The 22,424-nt window shown below is 63.4% G+C and carries 15 protein-coding genes; 6 read left to right on the top strand and 9 right to left on the bottom strand.

Going from position 1 to position 22,424, the window contains the following annotated elements; translation table 11 throughout:
• The first annotated feature begins 1 nt into the window (after position 1).
• From IPF85_RS08325 to IPF85_RS08310, 4 genes are all read left to right on the top strand, one after another.
• On the top strand, positions 2-1,954 hold the full coding sequence (locus IPF85_RS08325) for an amylosucrase (protein ID WP_343407607.1): 1,953 nt from the start codon (positions 2-4) through the stop codon (positions 1,952-1,954).
• A 14-nt stretch (positions 1,955-1,968) separates the two neighbouring features.
• On the top strand, positions 1,969-2,928 hold the full coding sequence (locus IPF85_RS08320) for a PfkB family carbohydrate kinase (RefSeq protein ID WP_343407606.1): 960 nt from the start codon (positions 1,969-1,971) through the stop codon (positions 2,926-2,928).
• The gene (locus tag IPF85_RS08315) at positions 2,925-3,842 is read left to right on the top strand and encodes a DMT family transporter (protein ID WP_343407605.1); all 918 of its coding nucleotides are present in this window, start codon (positions 2,925-2,927) and stop codon (positions 3,840-3,842) included. The genes IPF85_RS08320 and IPF85_RS08315 overlap by 4 nt, the downstream gene beginning before the upstream one ends.
• A 63-nt stretch (positions 3,843-3,905) precedes the next feature.
• Positions 3,906-4,883: an RNA ligase family protein gene (locus IPF85_RS08310; protein WP_343407604.1), complete on the top strand. Its 978-nt coding sequence runs from the start codon at positions 3,906-3,908 to the stop codon at positions 4,881-4,883.
• On the opposite strand, the gene IPF85_RS08305 is transcribed toward IPF85_RS08310, so the two are convergent.
• Genes IPF85_RS08305 through IPF85_RS08290 form a run of 4 tightly spaced genes read right to left on the bottom strand, consistent with a single transcriptional unit; the run spans position 4,861 to position 9,845 of the window.
• Positions 4,861-6,312: a hypothetical protein gene (locus tag IPF85_RS08305; protein ID WP_343407603.1), complete on the bottom strand. Its 1,452-nt coding sequence runs from the start codon at positions 6,310-6,312 to the stop codon at positions 4,861-4,863. The two genes, IPF85_RS08310 and IPF85_RS08305, sit on opposite strands and share 23 nt — an antisense overlap.
• A 20-nt stretch (positions 6,313-6,332) precedes the next feature.
• Positions 6,333-7,049, bottom strand: a complete 717-nt coding sequence (locus IPF85_RS08300) for a hypothetical protein (RefSeq protein ID WP_343407602.1) — start codon at positions 7,047-7,049, stop codon at positions 6,333-6,335.
• Positions 7,033-9,543: a S8 family serine peptidase gene (locus IPF85_RS08295; RefSeq protein ID WP_343407601.1), complete on the bottom strand. Its 2,511-nt coding sequence runs from the start codon at positions 9,541-9,543 to the stop codon at positions 7,033-7,035. Before IPF85_RS08295 ends, IPF85_RS08300 begins: the two co-directional genes overlap by 17 nt.
• A 32-nt stretch (positions 9,544-9,575) precedes the next feature.
• Positions 9,576-9,845: a hypothetical protein gene (locus IPF85_RS08290; RefSeq protein ID WP_343407600.1), complete on the bottom strand. Its 270-nt coding sequence runs from the start codon at positions 9,843-9,845 to the stop codon at positions 9,576-9,578.
• Between the two features lie 194 nt (positions 9,846-10,039).
• Here IPF85_RS08290 and IPF85_RS08285 point away from each other — a divergent pair, with 194 nt between their 5' ends.
• Together IPF85_RS08285 and IPF85_RS08280 are read left to right on the top strand one after the other, a co-directional pair.
• Positions 10,040-14,011, top strand: coding sequence for an AAA family ATPase (locus IPF85_RS08285; protein WP_343407599.1), 3,972 nt, complete (start codon positions 10,040-10,042; stop codon positions 14,009-14,011).
• 295 nt (positions 14,012-14,306) lie between these two features.
• The gene (locus IPF85_RS08280; RefSeq protein ID WP_343407598.1) at positions 14,307-14,795 is read left to right on the top strand and encodes a recombinase family protein; all 489 of its coding nucleotides are present in this window, start codon (positions 14,307-14,309) and stop codon (positions 14,793-14,795) included.
• Between the two features lie 556 nt (positions 14,796-15,351).
• Here IPF85_RS08280 and recQ read toward each other — a convergent pair.
• From recQ to IPF85_RS08255, 5 genes are all read right to left on the bottom strand, one after another.
• A complete protein-coding gene (gene recQ, locus IPF85_RS08275; protein WP_343407597.1) occupies positions 15,352-18,279 on the bottom strand; it encodes a DNA helicase RecQ in 2,928 nt (975 codons plus the stop codon).
• 22 nt (positions 18,280-18,301) lie between these two features.
• Positions 18,302-18,799, bottom strand: a complete 498-nt coding sequence (locus IPF85_RS08270) for a DUF488 domain-containing protein (protein WP_343407596.1) — start codon at positions 18,797-18,799, stop codon at positions 18,302-18,304.
• Positions 18,792-19,406 (bottom strand): DUF488 domain-containing protein, encoded by a 615-nt coding sequence (locus IPF85_RS08265; RefSeq protein WP_343407595.1) that lies wholly within the window; start codon positions 19,404-19,406, stop codon positions 18,792-18,794. The genes IPF85_RS08270 and IPF85_RS08265 overlap by 8 nt, the downstream gene beginning before the upstream one ends.
• A gap of 14 nt (positions 19,407-19,420) precedes the next feature.
• On the bottom strand, positions 19,421-19,726 hold the full coding sequence (locus IPF85_RS08260; protein ID WP_343407594.1) for a hypothetical protein: 306 nt from the start codon (positions 19,724-19,726) through the stop codon (positions 19,421-19,423).
• Between the two features lie 109 nt (positions 19,727-19,835).
• Positions 19,836-22,157, bottom strand: a complete 2,322-nt coding sequence (locus tag IPF85_RS08255) for a right-handed parallel beta-helix repeat-containing protein (RefSeq protein ID WP_343407593.1) — start codon at positions 22,155-22,157, stop codon at positions 19,836-19,838.
• Positions 22,158-22,424 lie beyond the last annotated feature (267 nt).

Genomic DNA, 22,424 nt, shown 5'->3' with positions numbered 1-22,424 from the left:
CATGAGCGAAACACCCTGGTTACAGCAGCAGACCCAATTGACCCTGGAGCGACTGCGCCCGCGCTTGCAAGCGCGCATGTCAGCCCAGGCCGCGGCCGATCCTGACGGCTGGCAAGACTTCAGCCGCCGCCTGGACGCCAATTTTCCCCGCTTGTTCGCGACCTACTACGATCTCTACGCCGCGCGCTACGATTTCTTCTACCATCTCGAAGAACTGCTCGTCACCGCGGCCCTGGGCTGGTTCGACCGCCCGTCCAGCCTGCGCGGCCTGGACGCCAGCCGCGAGGCCGATCCGCAGTGGTTCCAAGCGGAGCGCATGTTGGGCGGCGTCTGCTATGTGGACCTCTTTGCCGGCAACCTGGACGGCGTGCGGGCGCAGATTCCCTATTTCAAGGAGCTGGGCCTGACCTTTCTGCACCTGATGCCGCTCTTCAGCAGCCCGGCCGGCAACAACGACGGCGGTTACGCGGTCAGCAGCTACCGCGAGGTCGACCCCAGCCTGGGCACGATGGCGCAGCTGTCTGCCCTGGCGGCCGAACTGCGCGCCAACGGCATCAGCCTGGTGCTCGATTTCGTCTTCAATCACACCTCGGATGAGCACGAATGGGCGCGGCGGGCGCAGGCGGGCGATCCAGTCTACACCGAGTTCTACTACCTGTTTCCCGATCGCACCATGCCAGACGCCTACGACAAGAACCTGCGTGAGGTTTTCCCCGATGTGCGGCCCGGCAGCTTCACCTATCGCCCGGACATCGGTCGCTGGGTCTGGACCACCTTCAACAGCTTTCAGTGGGACTTGAACTACAGCAATCCCGTGGTCTTCCAGCACATGGCGGCCGAGATGCTCTTCCTCGCCAATGCCGGCGTCGAAGTGCTGCGCCTGGACGCGGTCGCGTTCGTGTGGAAACAACTGGGCACCGGCTGTGAAAACCTGCCCCAGGCCCATCGGCTCATTCAAGCCTACAACGCCCTGGCGCGCATCGCTGCGCCCTCGCTGCTCTTCAAGTCTGAGGCCATCGTTCATCCCGATGAGGTGGTCAAATACATCGGGCCTGGCGAATGTCAACTCTCCTACAACCCGCTGCTGATGGCGCTGCTGTGGGAGGCGCTGGCGACGCGCGAGGTCAAGCTGCTGCAAGGCTCGTTGCGCGACCGTTTTCGCATCAACCCCGCGTGCGCCTGGGTCAACTACATCCGCTGTCATGATGACATCGGCTGGACCTTCGACGACGGCGACGCGGCCCGCGTCAACATGCGCGGCTTCGATCACCGCCAATTTCTCAACGCCTTCTACACCGGCCGCTTCATCGGCAGTTTTGCCCGCGGCCTGCCCTTCCAGGAAAACCCCAAGACCGGCGATTGTCGTATCTCCGGCACGGCCGCGTCGCTGGCCGGCCTGGAAAAGGCGCTCTTCGACAACGATCCCACCCAGATCGAGTTTGCCCTGCGGCGCATTCTGCTCCTGCACAGCATCATCCTTTCGATGGGCGGCATCCCCCTCCTCTACCTGGGCGACGAGATCGGCATGTTGAACGACTACGGCTATGGGCGCGACCCGGCCAAAGCGGGCGACAGCCGCTGGGTGCATCGTCCGTCCGCCAACCAGGCGCAGATCGAAGAGCGCCATGACCCGACGACACTGACCGGCCGTCTCTTCACCCGCCTGCTGCACCTGATCGCGCTGCGCCGCGCCTCCCCGGCCCTGGGCGCGGGCGCGACGACCCTTTTCGACACGGGCAACGGCCATGTGCTCGGCTACGTGCGCCAGAACGGCGGGCAGCGTCTGCTCCTGTTCGCGAACTTCAGCGAGAACAAACAGACCGTGGCCAACAGTGTCGTGCGCATCCAGGGCCTGGCTTATCATTTTCACGATCTGGTGGCCGACGAGCAGGTCACACTCAGCGGTGACCTGGACCTGGGGCCGTTTCGCTTCGTGTGGCTGCTGGCAGAATAAGGTAGGCAAAGCCAATGTTCGATCTCATTGCCTGTGGTGAACTCCTGATTGATTTTGTACCGACGGTATCTGGCCTCAGCCTGGCGCAGGCGCCAGCCTTCAAGAAGGCGCCGGGCGGCGCACCGGCCAATGTGGCCGTGGGCACCGCGCGCCTGGGCCGGCGCGCCGGCTTCATGGGGCAGGTCGGCGACGATGAGTTCGGTCATTTCCTGGCCGACACCCTGGCCGCCGATGGTGTGGATGTAGCCGGGCTGCGCTTCTCCGACGCCGCGCGCACCGCGCTGGCCTTCGTTTCCCTGCGCGCGGATGGCGAGCGTGAGTTCATGTTCTATCGCCATCCCAGCGCGGACATGCTCTGGCGTCCGGCCGATGTAGATCCAACTTACGCCGCGCAAACGCGCATCTTCCACTTTGGCTCCATCACCCTCATCGGGGAACCGAGCCGCAGCGCCACCCTGACCGCCGTGGCCGCGGCGCAGGCGGGCGGCGCGCTCATCTCCTACGACCCCAACCTGCGCCTGCCGCTGTGGCCTTCGCCTGGGGCCGCGCGCACCGGCATGTTGGTTGGCTGGCAGTTGGCGCAGGTCATCAAAGTCAGCGAGGAGGAGTTAGCCTTCCTCAGCGGCGCAACTGACTTGGCTACGGGCGCCCGCCGTCTGTGGCACGACGCGCTGCGCCTGCTGGTGATAACGCAGGGATCGGGCGGCAGCACGTACTTCACGCCCCACGCGGCCGGCCATGTGCAAGGTTTCTCGGTAACGCCGGTGGACACCACCGGCGCCGGCGATGGCTTCGTCGCCGGCCTGCTGACCGGGCTGCTCGACTGTGATCTGAACTGGACCGAAGATGATCTGCGCCATGCGCTGCGCCTGGGCAACGCGGTCGGCGCGCTCACCACGCTGGAGCGCGGCGCCATTCCTGGCCTGCCCACCCGCGCCGCAGTCGAGGCGTTCCTGGCAAGCGCACCCGTATGATTCTACTGGGCGAATTAGCGGCGCTCTTCACCTCGCTGGCCTGGTCGTTCACCTCGCTGCAGTTCACCCTGGCCGGCCAGCGCGTCGGTTCCGTGGTGGTCAACCGCACGCGGTTGGTTCTGGCGGTGGTCTATCTTTCGCTGGCGCATCTCCTGCTCACCGGCAGTCTCTGGCCGCAGGGAGCCGATTCGGAGCGCTGGCTGTGGCTGGGACTCTCCGGCGTCATCGGCCTGGTTGCCGGCGACGCCTGCCTCTTTCAGGCCTACGTGCTGATTGGCCCCCGCCGCACCATGCTGCTGATGACCCTGGCGCCGATCTTCTCTTCCCTGCTGGCCTGGCTGTGGTATGGTGAAACCCTGACCTGGCTGCAGACCCTGGCCATCCTCATGGCCCTGGCCGGCGTCGCCTGGGTCGCGATGGAGCCGCGTGGTCAGCCCAGCGCTTCCGCCGCATTTGTCGGCGATCACGATCACCACGCCTACCGCAACGGCGTTCTCCTGGGCATCGGCGCCGCGCTGGGTCAGGCCTTCGGCCTTTTCTTTTCCAAACTGGGCATGGACGGCGGCTTTCTGCCACTCTCCGCCACCCTGGTGCGCATCCTGATAGCGACGGCGACCCTCTGGCTGATCACGCTGCTGCAAGGGCAGGTGCGCGCCACCGTCACTGCCCTGCGTGACCGCCGCGCGACGCTCTTCATCATCGGCGGCGCGTTCACCGGCCCCTTCCTCGGCATCTGGGGTTCGATGGTCGCCGTGCAAAATGCCCCCCTGGGCATCGCCTCCACCCTGATGGCGCTGCCGCCCATCCTGCTGATCCCCCTGACGCACTGGATCTTCCACGAGCCGGTGACGCGCCGCGCCGTCATTGGCACCCTGATCGCCCTGGCCGGCGCCGCGCTGATTTTTTGGCAGTGACAATCACCGCACAGTCCCAAAGGGAGTAGTCAAGCGCAGAGATCGTTATATCGGAGGAAAACAATGCCCAATCTAGCCTACGTTGGACAAGTGATCACGGTCTATCCCATTCACGGCGCCGACCGCATCGAAAGCCTTGAAGTCGTGTGTGGCAAAGGGGGACGCTGGCGAGGCACGGCAAAGAAATCGGAGTTCGCGGTGGGCGAACTGTGCGAAGTCTACCTGCAGGACGCTTTGCTGCCACAAACCGAGCGTTACGCGTTCCTGGAACAGCGCGGCTGGCGCGTGCGCATGATGCGTCTCAGGGGGGTGCCCAGCGAGTGCCTGATCATGCCACTCACTGAAGACACCCAGGGTCTCGAACCCGGCACAGACATCACAGAACTGGCGGGTGTGACTAAATATGAAAAGCCGTTGCCTGCCAACATCGGCGGCGACATTCGCGGCAATTTCCCGCCATTCATTCCAAAGACCGATGAACCCAATTTTCAATCCGTACCTGCGATGATCGAGGCATTGGTTGGCCAGCCGTTCTATGCCACTGTCAAGGCCGATGGCAGCAGTGGCACCATTTTCTGGGACGACGACGGTGTCGTTCGTGCTTGCTCGCGCAACTTCGAACTGAAAGATGGACCCACTACCGCGGTGTGGCAACTGGTGCGCAAGTACGATCTCGCGCGACATCGCCTTCCTGTCGCATTGCAATTCGAGATCGTCGGCCCAGGTATCCAAAAGAACGCATTGGGCTTGAAAGAAGTGGACTTGCGGCTGTTCAACGTTTGGCGCATTGATCAACGTCGCTACCTCGATTTCGACGACATGCTTGCCGTTGCACAAAGCCTGGGCTTACCGATGGTAGAACTCGTTGAGATTGGCGATTCTTTCGGCTTGAAAGACGACGAAGCGTTGCGCCAGTACGCGGAGCGCACCTATACCAACGGCGCCACCGCAGAAGGTGTTGTCATTCGCCCCATGAAGGAAACCCGGGTCAATGGCGAGCGCCTTAGTTTCAAAGTAATCAACTTGCTCTATCGTGACTAAGGGCAGGGCGGCGGCCCCGCCTCAGGGCGGTGAGCGAGGCGGCCAGCAGGGCCAGCCCGGCCAGCAGGACGGTCATGCCGTCGAAGCCGCGGCCCGCGCGGCCGGCCTCGGTCAGGCGCACGGCCGTGGGCGCGGCAAAGGCGGCGCTGATGGGACCGTGGCGCGTGACCACGCCCGCAATATCCACATCCTCCAGCCAGTAGAAGTAGGTGGTGTTATTGACCAGGTTGGCCGCATCCAGCCATTCATAGATGAAGCCCTGGCTGCTGCCCGGCGCCTGTGACGGGATCAGGCTGCTGTTGAGTTGCACGTCCGGCGCAGCGGGCGAGGTTCCGCGCCAGAGGTTGAAGCCCACGTTGCCCAGTTCGCTGACTGTTTCCCAACTGACACGCATGGCCTCGCCGCTCTGGATGGCGCTGAAATCGGCGAGGGCGGCCGACAGAACACCACTCTTGAAGGCGGTGAAGGTGGAGAAGCCCGTTTGACCACTGGCCGGGAAGCTCGTACCGCTGACAGTCCCTAGCTCGATCCAGGCCGGCCCGCCATCCCACTTCTTGCCATTCATGGCTTCTGCGCCGACCACGTCACCTGCCTTGAAGCCGAACGTTGCGTCATAGGAGAGGCTATCAATAGTCCCGTTCTGCGCGCCGGTCCAGTAGCGGGTGATGTAGGTGGTGGCGCCGGCCGGCTTGTCAGGGTGAACAGCATCCGTGACGCGGAAACAAACGGCCGCGCTGCTGAAATTCGCGCCACTGACGCTGAAAGACGTAACCGGGGAGTATTCAGATGCGCCGGTAGCGTCGCCGATGGGATAGTCATACGAACCGTTGGCGGCAAACTGCTTGCACAAAGCGCCTGCGCCGTCAGCAACGATCATGCGGGTATCGCCAAACGTGCCGCTGATGGCCGACGCCGAGGCGCCCATGGTCAAGTTGTAGCCGCCCAGTGTCAACAGGCCACTGGTGAGCGTAAGCTGGTTGTTCACCGCCGCAGGCCGATTGAGGGACACACCGGCCGCGTTGTTGATCGTCAGATACGCGAACGTCGTGTCCACGCTGCCGCCGATGGCCTGCGCAGCGGCGCCATTGAAAGTAACCGTTCCCGCGCCGGCTGTGAAGCTGCCGCTGTTCGTCCAGTTGCCGCCAACATTCATGTTCAGGCCGTTAGCGTTCAACGTGCCGCCGGAGATGGTCACGTCGTTCTTGACCGTCAAGCCGTTGGTGACGAGCTGAGCCGTCGGCGAGTTGGTGGCGTTCACGATCAGGTTGTAGACCGGCGCGATGCTGTTGACGCGGATGGTCTGGCCTGCAGGCGTGGAAGCGTCGCCGATTTGCAGGGCGCCGCCAGTGACTTCGTAGGTGGTGGAAAGGACAATCACGTCAGCCGCGTTCGAAGATGCCCTGCGCACGACTATCGTTCCGCCATTCATCGTGAAGGGAACGCCTGAATTCAGCTCAAATGGCGCCCTTGAGGTGCTTGTCCGCCGACCGTGTTCACCGTGATGATACCACCCAACTGGGTGAATGTTCCGGTTGAAGTACCACTATTGGGCGAAAACCTGCCGGCAATGTTCAGCGCTCCGCCTTCCATGATCAGGGTTCCATTATTCAGGTAGGTTATGCTGTTTCCAGAGCTTGCACCTACGTTGACAGTCCCGGCCGATATCCTCAGTAAGCCAGCATTGAGCGTCCAGCTATAACTGCCGGCATTGATCGTGCCCCCATTGTTCCAGAAGCCCGCAGTACTGCCTATGGACGGTCCGGATGTAAACGGCAACAGAGTTGACGCGCTCGATAGCTTGAACGTGCCTGATGTTAGCACAAGCGGGTTAACGGCAGCGTTCAGGGTAATCAGCGATGCGGCCTCCAGGATTCTGTCCTTGGCGCCCTTCGTCACCGAAAGGATATTGAAGTTCGTGGTTGATGTGCCGCCTATTCCCTGGTAGGCATTGGTACTGTTGAACTCGACTGTTCCAATGCCCGAGGTGAAGGTTCCGTTGTTGGTCCAGTCTCCCGCCACAGACAAGGTATAGGCCGTCGAACCGTTCATTGTCAATGAGGCGCCGGACTCGATGGTGATCTGGTTGCAGACCGCGCCCGCGGCAGTGATGGCCGGTTGGTTCGATGGCGCTGCGGGGATGGTCACATTGTCAGCGGTGGTCGGCACGCTGCTGGAGGACCAGTTGCCAGCCGTGAACCAGTCTGTCGAAACCGTGCCGGTCCAATTGATGCCGCCACAACTGTAGTTGCCGGGCGCCTTTTTCGGCGGCCCGTGTGCGCTGGCCTTCGTTGGATCCGGTCACGGCACTCACGGCATAGTATTCGGTATTTACCGTGCTCTGCCCGGTCAGGGTGGCGCTGGCCCCATCGAACGTGATGTTGGAAGTGACTTCCTCCATGACCATGGCCCCCAGGCGATACACTTTGTAGGCGGTGGCGCCGGAAACGGCGCTCCACTTCAGGATGACCACATCGCTGCAGACGCTGAAGATCCTGAAGTTCTCAGCCGCCGGGCCGATGTAGTTCACGTCGCTGGTCGCGGTCAAGGCGCTGCGCTGCACCCTGAACTCGATGGTGTGAATGCCGGTCACGCTGGGAGCGGTCCACTGGTAAGTGCGACTCGTGGCGCTGTAGCCGCTGGTGATGCTCGTCCAACTGCCGCCATCCAGCCGGTAGTCGAGGCTGAACGTGCCGCTGGCGCCGTAGCTGTCCCACTTCAGATGATAGGCCGTGCCGGAGACGAAGCGATGGTCCTTCAGCGGGAACATCATGGTCAGCTCATCAGTCAGAAATTCGTAGGTCAGGTAGTAGGTCTGCGGGCCGGTGGGCACGCTGGTTCCACTCACCTCCATCGTCCAATTGCCCGAGGCGGGGTCGTCGAGCGTCACCTGTTCGATGGTATTGCGGCTGTCAACACTGCGGGTCGCCGCGGCGCTAATCGCCGCCACGCTGGCGGAATGATCGAGGACCCAGGGGTTGTAGCTGACGTTGGACGGGTCTTTGGCCACCAGGTCGAGGTTGTTGACGATGGCCGGGTTGGCGCTCACGGCTGCGGCCACATCGGGCCAGACGATCATCACGCGCACCTGTTTGGTGTTGGCGGGCACGGTGATGGTGTGGGAGTTCGTGCCGCCATGGGAGACGGAACCGGTCAGGAATTGGGCATTATCAATGACGTTGTAGGCGCGGCGCAGGTTGGGCCGACCATAGCCGTGCTTGAAATCAGGCCCGGCATTGCCCAGGTCATCGGCCGTGTTCATCATGATGGCCCGGAGGAGGGAGGAGGTCGGTTCGCTGCCGCTGTTCTTGGCCTTGTACACCTGCGCCAGCATCGCCACTTCGCCGGTCACTTTGGGCGCGGCGTCGGACGTCCCTTCGATGCCTTCGATGACCAACTGCGGGATGATGCGGCCATCGTACATGGGGCCGCGGCTGCTGAAGCTGGTCAAGTCATCGTCAAGCTCCAGAGCGCCGATGGCAAACATGTCCTTGTTCTGTTTCATCTGGCCGGTGATATTGGCCCAACAGTCGCTGGGGGCGCCAGGGCAGCCGGCAAAGTTGTACGGCGCATAGCCCTGCTCATCGCCCGAATTGCCGGAGGAGTAGATGACGAGGTGGTTGGGGTAGGTGGCGATGCGCAGATCATGATCCCGCGCCGATTGATCGTAGCCGCCGCTGATCGCAACACCGTAGGAGTGGTTGGTGTAGCGCAGATTGTGCGAGGAATAGAGCGCCGCGTAATCGGGCGAGCCGACCACGCTGAGGAAGGTCGCGCCCCAGGCGTTGTTGCGGTTGGACGGGTCGAGATTGCCCGCGCCGCCCGCGTTCTGCATGACGCCGATCTTGTGACTGGACGAAGCCCCTGATTCCATCTCGGTCAGCCGGCCTTTGACATCCACCAGACTGTCCACTGTGCCGCTCTCGCCAATGCCAACGACGACCCCGGCGCCGTTATAGTTCAGGCTGTTGTAGCCGGTGTTCAGGTAGTTGGCGCGGCCGCTGGCGTTGCGGTGATCGTAGGGTTCCAGGATGGGCGTCTCCGGCGGCAGCCCGGCAAACTGAATGAAGGGCAGCGCCAGAACCTCGCGCAGCCGCGCCGGATCGAGCGTGATGTCCAACTGGCGCGAGTAGTCACGATGAGCCTGGATGACAACGCCCCTGGCCTGCAGGGCGGCCATCACCGTGGCCGCGTCCAGGTCGGTGTAGTAGCTGATCACCAGCCGGTCCGTAGCGCCGCCCTGGGCGATCAGGCCGGCCAGCGACGGCTCGAAGCGGAAGATGTCCGCGACCTCGATGATCGTGACGGCCTGGTCAGTCAGGCGGTCGAGGTCGAAGCCCTGTTCGATGACGGCGAAGTAGGTGTCATCGGGGAGATAGTCCACCAGCCGCAGGCCGGCGGCCGCCCACTGCTGCTGTTCGCGGTCGCCTGGAATTTGCTTGAACTGGATCAGCTTGAAGGTCTTGCCGTCGAAGCTGGCGCCGGCCGCGACTTTGGCTTCAGCGGGCGTCACGATGTCTGGAATGATGTTGCCACTGACCAGCCGAATCGGCTTGACGCCGCTGCCCTGGGCATGCACCCCGCTCGTGGTTGTTATCAGGAACAGCCACGCGCCACAGATGAGCAGCGCAGCCTTCGACAGATTCTTGATGGATGATTTCATTGAGTTCCTCCTGGCGTTATCACTGTTGCTTCTCAGGACGAGCCGCTGAACGGCCCCAACCCCTGCGCCAGGGCCTTTAGTCCGCGCTCGAGGATGATCTGAGGGGGCTGAAGGGCATCTTCCGCGCCCTCCCGGCCGCCAAACTCCGTGCGCAGGAACTCCACGAGGTCTTCCACATCGGCAAAGGGCCGCTGTTCGCCCGTGGCAATGCACTGGACCGAAGCTGCCCAGACGATTCGTTGGTCGTTGCGAACCTGCCTGAAACGTAGCAGGTATGAGGCATACTGTGGCTGCGAGATCATGCGCTGCACTCCTTGTTCCGGGGTCAGTGTAGCAGGGAGGTATCACCAAACTCTCACCAGGCCGCCCAAACTGGCTGCGCTTTTCACCTGTTTTCGGTTATAATGGGGCCGCTTGCCGGTCGCCCCTTCAGCCGCCCCAATAGAACTGATCGTGTGAACGACCCTCCCAGCCAACCATTCCACAGGAGCGTTCGATGTCTCACCTCCGCATTGCCCTGTTCGGCGGTTTCGAGGCCAGCCTGGATACCCAACCGCTCGTTGACTTTGGCGCGGACAAGGCGCGCGGCCTGCTGGCCTACCTGGCCGTCGAATCGAACCGCCCGCACCGCCGCGACGAACTGGCCGCGCTGCTGTGGCCCGACTCCACGGATGCCCGCGCGGCTCACAACCTCAGCCAGACCCTGCTGCGCCTGCGCCGCGCCCTGGGCGCAGCCGGCGCGCCAACGCCCCCCCGCCAGCAGCCCCTCCTCCTGATCACCAACCGGGACATTCAGTTCAACCCCCTGGGCGACCATTGGCTCGACGTAGCCGAGTTCGCCGAGTTGATCCGCGCCCGGCGCCAACATCAGCACCAAAACGACGATCTCTGCCCCCTCTGCCTCGGCTGGCTGAAGCAGGCTGCCAACCTCTATCGCGGCGAACTGCTGGCCGGTTTCTCCCTGCGCGACAGCGTGCCGTTCGAGGAATGGCAGGTGGTGCAGCAGGAAATGCTGCACATGCAGGCCGTCGAAGCGCTCGCCTCCCTGGCAGCTTATCATGAACGCCGCGGCGAACCGCAGCAGACGCAGGAATTTGCCCGCCGCCTGGCGGCGCTGGAACCCTGGCACGAGCCGGCGCAGCTCATGCTGATCGCCGCGCTGGCCGCGTCGGGTCAAACGGCGGTCGCGCTGGAACAGTACAACGCCTTCAGCCGCCTGCTGGCGGCGGAGTTCGGCGCGACGCCCTCGCCCTCGGCCCGTGGCCTGCACGATCGGATTCGGGCGCATGCGGCCCTGCGCGATCCAGGCGTCGCCGCCGGCCAGGCCGCAGCGCCCGGCGAGGAACGTCGGCAGGTCACGGTCATGGTGTGCGGCCGCCGCCGCGCCGCCGCCGCGGGCGATCCGGAGGATGATTTGGAAGCGCTGGCGCGGTGCAGCGCCCACTGCACGGGGGTGCTGGCGCGCGGCGGGGGCCAGCGCCAACCGCGGCAAGGCCTGACCTGCCTGGTCTACTTCGGCTACCCGGTCGCGTACGAAGATGCGGCGCAGCGGGCCGTGCGCGCCGGCCTGGAGATTGCCGCCGCAGCGGGCGACGGGTACAGCCACGCCATCGGCATTGACACCGGCATGATGGTTTCTCTGCCAGGGGAGATGGGCGGCGAGATGGTGGGAGAGGCGCCCATCCGCGCCCGCGCCTGCCAGCAGCAGGCCGAAGCGGGCAGCGTGTGGGTGACCGCGGCCACGGAGCGCCTGATCCGCGGCTGGTTCGACTGCCAGCCGGGGCCGGGCGCGGTCCCGGCCGCTTTTCGTATCAGCGGCGAACACGCGGCGGGCAGCCGGCTGGCCTGGCTGGCGCAAACCCAGTCTCTGCCGCCCCTGGTGGGGCGCGAGGCGGAAATGCAGCAGTTGACCGCGCTCCTGCAAGCGGCGCAGCAGGGGCAGGGCCAGGTGGTTGCGCTGGCCGGCGAAGCGGGCATCGGCAAGTCACGCCTGGTCTGGGAACTGAAACGCGTGGCATCGCCATCCGTTCGCTGGCTGGAAACCGCCTGCACGCCGCATTTTCAGCACACCAGCCTGCACCCGGTCATTGCCATGTTCCAACGGTTCCTGGATCTGCAGCCGGGCAACGATGCCCAGGCGCCGCGGGCCAAACTCGATGATCTGTTCGAGCGCCTGGGGCTGGCGCAGCCGACCGCGACCTGGCTGCTGGCGCTGCTGCTCGACCTGCCCACAGAGATGCCTGCGCCGCAGACCATCACCGAAGACCAGCGCCAGCGCATGCGCCTGGCCTGTGTGGCGCTGCTGGGCCGGCTGGCCGCCCAACGGCCCCTGGTCGTGGTGATCGAAGATCTGCACTGGGCCGACCCTTCGACGGTGGCCTGGCTCGATGCGTCGCTGGACGCGCTGACCGCGCTGCCCTGCCTGACGCTGCTCACTTATCGGCCCATCTTCACCCCGCCCTGGCGGCCGCGCAGCCGCCTGACCCAACTGACTCTCGGTCCGTTGAACCCTGGGCAGGCCGAGCGCCTGGTGGACGGTCTGGTGGGCGATAAGGCCGTACCTGCTGCGCTCCGTCGCCGCGTGGTCGAGCGGGCTGACGGCGTCCCCCTGTTCGTGCAGGAGCTGGCCCGGGCGCTGCTCGAAAGCGGCGCGCCGGCAGCGGCCAGCGCAATCCCGGCCACGTTGCACGACTCACTGCGTGCGCGTCTGGATCGGATGGGCGCGGCCAAAGTGACCGCCGGCTGGGCCGCTGCCCTCGGCCGCGAGTTCGCCTACCCCGTGCTGGCTGCCGTCGTGCCCTTCGATGAACCACGCCTGCGGGCCGACCTGGCCACACTTACCGCGGCGGGCTTGATCCAACCGACCGGCGCTGCGACGGCGACGCACTATGCGTTCAAGCATGTCCTGATTCAGGAAGCTGCGCTGGGTGCGCTGCTGAGGCGGACCCGGCAGGCCCATCACCGGCGCATCGCCGAAACCTACGCAGCACGCTTTCCGCAGATCGCCGAGACGCAACCGGAGGTGATGGCAGAGCACTACCTCCAGGCAGGGCTGGTCACGCAGACCGTGGACTACTGGCTGAAGGCCGGCGAGCGCGCGACGACACAGGGCGCCACGCTGGAAGCCAGGCATTTCTTCGACCGCGCGTTGGACACCATCGAACCTGGGGATGTGGAACGACGCTGGCGGGCGTTGTGGGGGCGGGAGACAGCACTCTGTTTTCGCGGAGAGCGGCTCGCACAGAAGGCCGACATCGAGGCGCTACTGGCATTGGCCGAACAGCTCGATGACGACGGCCGCCGCAGCCAAGCGCACCTGCGCCATGCGCGCTACGTCTCATCGCAGGCCGATTATCGAGAACTGGCGCAAGTTGCAGATGCCGCCATCGCGGCCGCGCAGCGCGCCGGGCGCCCGGCGCTGGCGGTGGAAGCGCTGGCGTACAAAGTCACAGCCTTGCTGCGCCTGGGTGAGCGATCTGCGCTGCGGTCGGTCGTGGCAGAAACACTGGCCCTGGCGCAGACGATCGGTGAGGATGACATTCGCTCGTACGCGATGGCGGCCGTGGCGCTTTACTATTTCGAGAACGGTGATCTTGCCCATGCTGCGCAAATCCTCACGCAGAGCCTGCACGCGGCCCGTCGCAGCCAGAACCGTCATCTCGACCTGGAATGTCAGTATCACGGGCACCTCGGCTTCGCCTTCGCGCAGTTGGGACTGTACAGCGAGGCCCGTGACGCGCTGGAGGCCGGTCTGGAACTGGCGAATCTGACCGGAATAGGCCGCCATCAAGCCTATCAGATGGTCAACCTGGGCTTCGTGCATTGGCGCAGCGGTGACCTGGCCACAGCGATTCAGATGGAAGAGGCCGCACTGCAGGAGTATGCGGCGACCGGCGATGCGTTTGGTCAGGCCGTCTGCCGGGCCTATCTGGGCTACATGCATGAGGAAATGGGCGACCTGGTCCCCGCAGCAGGAGACCTGGCAGCGGCCCGTCTGGGTTTTGCCGAGCTAGGGGTTGAGCCGGACAAGATCGAAGCGCAGGCGACCGAGGCGCGCGTGCTATTGGCCCTGGGTCAGCCAGAAGCGGCGCGGCAGTTGACGATGGATGTTTGGGAGTACCTGTGTGAGCAGGGAACCGACGGGTTCAGTTCCCCCGCCTGGGTTTATGTGTGCGTCGCCGATGTTCTGGCTCAAGTCGGAAATCCCGGCATCTCAGCGGTCGCGGTGCTTGCAGCCGGCTGTCGCGAGGTGCTGCTGCGAGCAGACAGAATCAGCGACGCGGCGTGGCGACGGGCGTTCCTGCACAACGTGGCCGAGAACCGGGCCGTGATGGCCGCGCCGGTAACGCAAGCCCGCCGAATGAATTCGGCGTCTGATACGGCCCGCCGAATGAATTCGGCGTCTGATACGGCCCGCCGAATGAATTCGGCGTCTGATACGCTAAACCTGCTGAAGCAGGTTGCGTGAGTGCGTCTTGGCGTCTTGGCGTTATGGTTACAAACGACAAGAAGGTGGTGAAGAGAAGGGACTTGCACTTTGACAATCGAATAGAACTTCCTATCTGTTTCGGGCGCTGAGAACGCTGAAGTTACGGTGGCTGAAATGTGCTATCCTGAATAAAGTCATGAGGCGAAATTCAGGAGGCAGCCAATGAAAGCAAAAACAGAATGGCGAGTACGGTGGCGAAGCCCATCGAGATGCCATGCAGCTGAAGCCGCTTATCAGAAATTGAGTCAAGAAACAGAGCCGAAGGAGGTTCGTAATGAAACAGACAGCTGCGTTTGCCCGTGTTTCGACGCAACGCCAGGAAGAGAGTCGTAGCCAGCAGGTGGCGGCGATTGAAGAATATGCCACCCACGAGGGGTACGCCTTGCGAAAGGACTTGTATTTTCTGGACGAGGCGGTGAGCGGGCGAAATGGTCGTCCGGCGTGGTCGGTTACGAGACCAGAAGGTGAAGGTGTTCCAGGTGGTGTCTGCCTGAGTCTCGGTTGGCGGGTGTACATGTTGCAGGTGCTTTGTGGAAGAATTTCGGCAAGCCGGGATACAAATGTTGTTTGTGAACCAGCCTCCGGGAGTGGCCCGCGAGCCAACTGTTCGGCATTCAAGGGTTGTTTGGAGTTGAACGGGTGTGATTGCGAACGGATGGGGAGGGCGTTGATTGGACGTAGGGAGAATGGTAAAAAGAATATGGGTGATTACGTAAAAGGGAGGGGCGGGCGTTGGGAAATATGGAAGAAGAGGGTGTGGTAAATTTAGTGGATAATGAGTGGATATAAGAAATACAGATCGTGAGGGTAAGGAGTGCTGGGAGTAGTGATTGGAAAATTGGAAAAAATTAGGTTGTAGAGAAAAGGGTTTGGGATTGGTAAATGGGTGGAAGGTTTTGGGTGAGTTGTTCGAAGAAGAATGGATTGTGGTGCTGGCACAAGAACGATGAAAACAAAGAGCAAGAGTTTTTTTGCGTGGGATGGTATTTTTTGTTGTTTGGCGGTGTTCATGTAGTAGCATATGATGCGGCAAATAAACTGGTTGGAACGAGTGGTGAGTAAAATAAGTATAATGAGAAGGAGAAAGAGGGTTGGAAAATGAAAGTTGTGGATTTGAAAGAGAGAGATAAAAGATAGGCAAAAAGTGGATGAGGAGAAAAATAAAGTTAAATGAGAAGAGGAAGTAAAAAAAGAGGAATTGTCGAGATTTAGATAAAAAAATAATAGGATAAGGAGTGATTGGTGTATGTGTGTGGAAAAGGGTGATTGTAAAAACGTCTTTGCGTTGAAGAAAAGCGTCCTGGCGTTGAAAACGCTCATCAATCGCCGGCCCGCTGTTCGGCCAGGAACACGACGCGCAACAGGTGCAGTTCGACGTAGGGAATCGCCTGCTCCAGGGCTTCGTAGATCGGCGTAAGGCGCTCGGGGCCAAGCATCGCCAGGTGCTCGATCACCTGCGCTTGCTGCGCGGGCGTCAGCGTCGAGGCCGCGAGGACGGGCGCGGGGTCAACCGCGTGACCGGCGCGCAGGTAGTCGTAGAGATGACTGAGGATCGTGCTCTTTTGTACGCCGTACAAGGCTTGCAGGCTTTCGATGGGCTGCCCGGCCGCGAACAGCTCGCCCACCTCCTCGAAACGCCGCTTGCCGCCGCCAATGCTGCTGACAACCACCGGCGGATCAGGCGGCCGGGGTTGCTCTGACAGACCCAGCTCTGCACAGTGCGCACGTATCACCGTTAGAAACGCCTCTCCGTATTTTTGCAGCTTGACCTGCCCCACGCCGTTGATGTCCAGCAGCCGCGTGGCCGACTGTGGGAAATAGGTCGCCATTTCCAGTAAGGTGCGATCCGAGAAGATGATGTAGGGCGGCATGTTCACCGCGTCGGCCAGGCGCCGGCGCACCTCGCGCAGCTTCTGGAACAAAATCTCGTCGTGCGGCGCCGCAGCAGCAGGCGCGGGCGCGGCCATGACCGCCTGCGCCACGCTGACCGCGCGGTGTTCCTCCAGCACGTCATGTCCCAGCCCGGTCAGCGTGAGCGAGCCAAACTGCATGTCCTGCGCCAGCAGCCCCTGGCTGATGAATTGCTGCGCCAGGTCGCGCCAGCGCTCCAGGGCGTGTTCCTTGCCGCTGCCATACGTCGGCAACTGCTGGTGACGATAGTGGAGCACCGCTTGCGCCTGCGAGCCGCGCAGCACGTTGATGATGTGCGCCACCCCAAAGCGTTGACCGGTCTGGGCGACTGCGGTCAGAAATTTGTGCGCCGCGGCGGTCGCATCGGTCTGCGCCGCGGGCACGACCTGACCCTGGCAGTGATCGCACATGGTGCAGGTGGGTTCCGCAATCTCCTCGCCAAAATAGGTGAGCAGGGGCGGGCGCCGGCAGCCCTGCGCTTCCACGAAGCGGAGCATGGCTTGCAGCCGCGCACGTTTGCCAGGCTGCTCCGGCGGGGCGCTCTGTTCGATGAAATGAAAGATGGTGCCGATGTCCTGGCGGGCAACCAGCAGCAGGCAGTCAGCGCGCAGGCCGTCGCGGCCGGCGCGGCCGATCTGCTGGTAATAGCTTTCGATGTTTTCCGGCAGATTATGATGAACGATGAAGCGCACGTTGGATTTGTTGATCCCCATGCCAAAGGCGATGGTGGCGACCATGATGGGCGCCTCATCGCGCACGAACAGGCGCTGGTTCTGACGCCGGGTGGCGTCGTCCAGGCCCGCATGGTAGGCGAGCGCGCGGTAGCCGTGCCCGTTCAACTGCGCGGTCAGGGTGTCCACCTGCTGCCGCGTGCTGCAATAGATGATGCCCGACTGGTCTGGATGTTGGGCCAGGAAATCGAGCACCTGGCTCAGGCCGTCCCTGCGCGGTTGGACCGCCAGGTACAGATTGGGGCGGTCGAAGCTGGCCACGAATTCGTGGGCACGACCGAAGCCCAGGATGGCCTGGATGTCGTCGCGCACACGCGGGGTGGCCGTGGCAGTCAGCGCCACGCACACCGCTTGCGGGTAGCGGCGACGCACTGACAAGAGTTGCCGGTACTCCGGCCGGAAGTCGTGCCCCCACGAGGAGATGCAGTGCGCTTCGTCAATCGTCAGGCAATCTATGGCGCACTGATCGAGCAAAACCAATGTTTCTGGCCGCAGCAGCGTCTCCGGCGCCACATACAGCAGTTTGATTTCGCCCTGGCGGACTTGCGCGGTCGTGGCCACATAGTCGCTGTAGTTCAGCGTGCTGTTGAGAAAGGCCGCCGGCACCCCCAGCTCGTGCAACTGGTCCACCTGGTCTTGCATCAGGGCAATCAGCGGCGACACCACCACGGTCAGCCCGGCAAAGAGCAGGGCCGGCAGTTGGTAGCAGAGCGACTTACCACCGCCGGTGGGCATGACGACCAGTGTATCCTCGCGCCGCATCATGCTGCCGATGATGTCATCCTGCAAGGGGCGAAAGCTGTCGTAGCCGAAGATGGTTTTCAATAGCCGCCGCGGCGTCTGCCCGGTGGCGGTCAACGCCGGCGCCGTGGGTCGCGAGGTTGGTGCGGTGACAACCGGCGGCTGGGCCGCCAACTCACGCCCAGGCGGAGGCTGCGGGGATGTCACCGCCGGCGAGGGGCGCGCCGCGGGTACGATGGCCCGTTGTCTTGGCAAGAACCAGCCCGAAAGCTGCACGAAACAGCGTTCCTCCACGTCCGGGCTGGTCTCCGGCCGCCACCAGTGCGCCAGGGAGACCCGCACGATGGCGCCGGCCGGGATTTCGGGCAGAGGCTCTTGAAAACCAACGAAGGTGAGGGTGTGGCCGCCCGCGGGCGTGGGATAGCGATAGCGGATGCGCTTGGCGTCGTCGGCTCGCGTCAATGGCTCGGCCGGTCGCCAGAACATGGTGCTGTAGGGTGGAATGCCGGTGCGCGCCGTGATGAAGAGCACGCCGGCCGCGGTGGTCTGGGTCAAACCCTCGTACAGCGCCTCGATCCCGCCGGCGCGCGGCGGCAGGAAACGCTCGATGAAGGGAATGGGGTCGGTCATCGGGCCGAGGCGTCGCCGCTCATGCACGATCAGATTCTCGACGTGGGGCGGGACCAGTTGCGGCGCCGGAGCCGCATCCACCTCCCACACCTCACCGACGCCGTACTCCAGGCCGGCTGCCTCATGCGTGGCCGCATTGGCCGCCACCAGGCGCACGCTCTGCCCCTCGAAGCTAATCCCCCCAATGCAGGCCCCGCCGCCCATCCGCGTCTTGGCCACAATCAAAACTTTCACAACCGCTCTCCGCTCTCCATGTTCACCCTTCATCCTTCACCCTCAGATGTCTGACCGGGCTGCTCAGCGCGGCGGTCAGGTGGGCGGCCAGCAGGGAACGATGGCAGGCCTGGGGCGCCTGTTCCACGCACAGCAGGGCGATGACATGACCGTAGGCGCTCAAATCGGCCAGGAGCTGAGCGCTGTCCAGCCCAGCCAGGCAATCCTGCTCATACTGAGCGATGAACGCCGGCGCCAGTACGGTCCGTTGACGCTTGGCGACACGGCCGGCCGCGTCGGCGGCGTCCTGCACGTGGCGCAAGGCGTGACTGGGCGCCAGGTCAGGCCGGTGCAGATAGCGGATATTCAGCGCGGCCAGCCGGTCTTGCAGGCGCCGGCTGTTGGCAAAGGCATAGGCCGCGCCCCGCACCCCGCGGCGTCGGCGAATGTCGCACACCGCTTCGACGCCGGCGGCTTGCAGGGCCTGAAAGAAATGGTCGGCATCGAAGCCATAGACACCGATTGTAACGATTTCAATCATATCCGCCCCCATCGTCACTCTCATCCATGTCGCCATCTTCGTCATCATCATCATCATCGGTCGCCTGGTAGCGTTTGCGTGACGTAAATGTGGGAGCGCCAAACAACCCCAGTTGACCGCCGGTCAGGCGGGCGATGACCGCCGCGTGCGACAGCGGCTGGTCGTTCTCATCCAGGTGAATCACCGGAATGTCAAGGCTGGTGAGAGACTCGCCGATCAGCTTGCTGCGATGACACTCTTCGGGCCGCCCCTCGCTGCACAGCAGCACCACGCGGCGCTGTTGGGCAAACGCACGGCGGAGGCGACCGATGCCCTCCTGGTAGGCGGCCGTCTGCTTGACCAGGTCGTAATCCACCTTGCCATCGCGGTAGCAGGCGGGGTCGGCGGGCCGGCCGCCGAGGAGATCTCCCATGTACAGATAACGAATGTGACGCCGCTCGATTTCGCGCGCCAGCGACTCTTTGGAGAATTCGGGCTTGAAACGCGAGTAGGGCGCGGAGCGAATGTCAATCACAAAGGCGATCTGCCACGTCTGCAGAACCGCCAGCAGCGCCTCCACACTGCGCGCACCATAGCCGATGGTGTAAATGGGGATTGGATCGGTCATACTTCGTCCTTCATTCAATTCGCGATGCCCAGCACCTCGACGTTGTCAATGTAGCCGAAGTCGCTGCTGTCTGCGCTCCATTGACCGAAGGCCAGCTTGAAGTCGCTGCGGTTGGCCGCGCCGGCCGGCAGGCTGAACTCCATGAGGTGCAGCGCGCCGTTCTCCTCCGGATCGCCATTCTTGATCGTCTCGATCTTTTGCCAGGCCGCGCCATCCCACCAGTAGGCGATCAACCGTTCGGAGGCCTCGTAGGACGCCGCGCCCAGGGCGACGCGGTACACGATGTCATGGTAGCCGGCCGTGGAAACGGTGCGGTTCATCCAGCAGTTGTTGCCGGCCATGCGGACGCTGTACGCGCCGATCCTGGGGTCGCCGCTGTACCAGGTGGTGCTGCCCTCCTTGTACCATCCGCTGAAACCGGCCTCGAAATCATCCAGAAAGATGCGCTGCAGCGCGGCCGCAGGGGTGGGGTGCTGGTTGGGGGGGGTGCGGTCGGCGGCGTGCCGGCGGCGCGGTGGGCGTGCCGGTCGGCGAGGGTGGGCGTGCCGGTCGGCGCGGCGGCGGTCGGCGTGGGGCGTGCCGGTCGGCGCGGGGGTGGGGCGTGCCGGTCGGCGCGACGGTGGGCGTGCCGGTCGGCGCGACGGTCGGCGTGCTGGTGGGCGTCGGGCCGGTGGCGAAGCCTCGCACGACCACATCGTCGCTGAAGCCGTAGTCGTTGGTCGCGCTGCCGTTGAGCTTGAAGCGCAGGCCGAAATTCGGGTTGTTGTCGGCGCCCTGCGGCAGTTGGAGCTCGAAGGGGTTGAGCAGGTTGTTCTCCTCCGGGTCCCTGTTGTTGATCTGCTTCAGCACGACCCAGGCGCTGCCATCATACCAGAGGGCCTGCAGATTCTCGCTGTCGTTGTCCAGGCTGTGTGCGCCCAGGCCGAAGGCCACGGAGATGAAGCGGTAGCCCACGGTCGAGATCGTCTTTTCGATGCTGCCGGTGACGCGCAGGCGCGCGCTGTGCGTGCCGTTCTTGGGTGAGCCGGTGTACCAGGTGGTATTGCCGCTGCGAGCCCAATCCAGCGCGGTCTCGAAGCCGTCCGTGAAGATCGCCTCGCCGCTGCCGATGGGCCGCGCCGCGATGTAATCCACCCTGGTTTCGGTGTCCTGCCCCAGGTCGTTGAACGCGGTCAGGCTGACGGTGTAGTAGCCGGGCGCGGTGTACTCATGGGTCGGATTTTGCAGAGTGGAGGTTCCACCGTCGCCAAAATCCCAGGCCCAGGCGGTCGGCGCGGCGCTGGAGAGGTCGCTGAAGCTGACCATCAGCGGCGCGGCGCCCGCGGTTGGGCTGGCCGTGAAGTTGGCAACCGGCGGCTGCGGCGCGGCCTGGAACTCGTAGGCGCCGATGTCCCACAGCCCGTTGTTGGGCCGCGGGGCCGCGTCGAAATCGTGATCCGGGGCTGCGGTCGCCGCGCCGTGATCAATGGCCGGCGATGTGGGCTGTAAATGAAAATCTGCGCCGGTCGCGTTGACGAAGGCCGGGGCTCCTTCTACGTAATCGGCCCCGCGCAGCTCGCCGGTCTGACCGCGGAAGCCGTCAATCAGGTTGTGATCCACGGTCAGGGCCGCGGCGGGCACCCCCTCGGCCAGGATAGTGAAGAAGTCGTTCTGGCTGACGATGTTGTTACGGATGACGATATTCTGCACGGACGGCTCTGCCACCTCGATACCGCCGCCCCAGACGCCGTCGCCGTTGTCGTAGGATGTGTTGTTGATGATGGCGATGTCGTGAATGGGATGGGGATAGCCGGCGTCCCAATCGCCGATGGTGATGCCGTTGCGCGTGTTGCGGTAGAGCACGTTGTTGATGATGGTCACGTTGGTCAGCTCGCCGCCGCGCTCCGAGGCCAGGGCGATGCCGTGGTGGAAGCAGTTGTGGCTGCGGTTGCCGTCCAGGGTGATGTTGTAGGTGGGCGAGTCCCAGGCATCCACGTAGAGGCAGAGGCTGTTCATGTCGTGGACGTAGTTGCCTTTGACCAGCACATCGTGCGAGCCATCCTTGATGTCAATGCCCTCGCCGCCGTTGGCGCCCGGGCCGCCGTGATGCACGTGATTGTCGAGAACCTGCACGTAGGCGCTCTGGGTTACGGAGATGGCCTCCTGCTCGCCGTTGTTGTTGGCAAGCTCCACCTCGTTGTTCTGAATCACCGTGTTGGTGCTCGTCCACGAGGCAAGGCCGGAGTGCAGGGTGTTGTAGGTGCGATTGTTTTCGATGATGCAGTTGTCCGCATGGTAACAGATGATGCCAAAGCCGTCGGTGATGTTCTGCACCACGAAGCCGCTGATGCGCACGAAACCGGCGTAGTCCACGCGGAAGCCGCCGTCGAAATAGTTCGCCAGGCTCATGCCGTTCGCATCCACCACCGGCGTTTCACCCGGATAGGCAGCAAAAGTGATGAACACGCCGGCCGCGCCAGAGTGGGTGATGCGCACCGCCTCGTGGTAAACGCCTGCGCGCACAAGGACCGTGTCGCCGGCCGACACCGTGTCGGCCGCATGCTGGATCGTGCGCCAGGGCAGCGCCTCCGTGCCCGGATTGCTGTCCGCGCCGGTCGTCGCCACATAATAGAAGGCGCTGGCGCGCGCCAGCGGCGCTTGGGCGGCGGGGAGAAGCAGGGACAGGATCATGATGCAGAGAAAAAGGAAGCGAAAAGACAAGCGAAAAGAAAGGGGAAAAGAAGAGACAGAAGAGGAGCGATGGAATTTCATGGAATGGTCTTTCTCTCGATAGATATAGCTGTTCAGATAATTTTCCGGACTCGAGGCTTTAGCCGGCGGCTCTCATAGCCCAGACTAACCGGCTGAAGCCTCGATTCCAGATCGTGGACCCCAAGTCCTTATCTGACTTACTATAGATGTTCTTACGAATCACGAATCATTCTACGCCTTCCGGCCAGGTCTGTCAACAAAAAAGAGAATATCCCAATTCATGCGGCGGCGCGCACCCGTTTTTGTCCTTTCGTCTGTTTTGACCGA

Origin of the sequence: Candidatus Amarolinea dominans, from assembly GCF_016704685.1 — a bacterium.
In the GTDB taxonomy this organism is placed as follows: domain Bacteria; phylum Chloroflexota; class Anaerolineae; order SSC4; family Amarolineaceae; genus Amarolinea; species Amarolinea dominans.
Note: the sequence above shows the minus strand (reverse complement) of the source record. Positions and strands in the feature narration are given on the sequence as shown.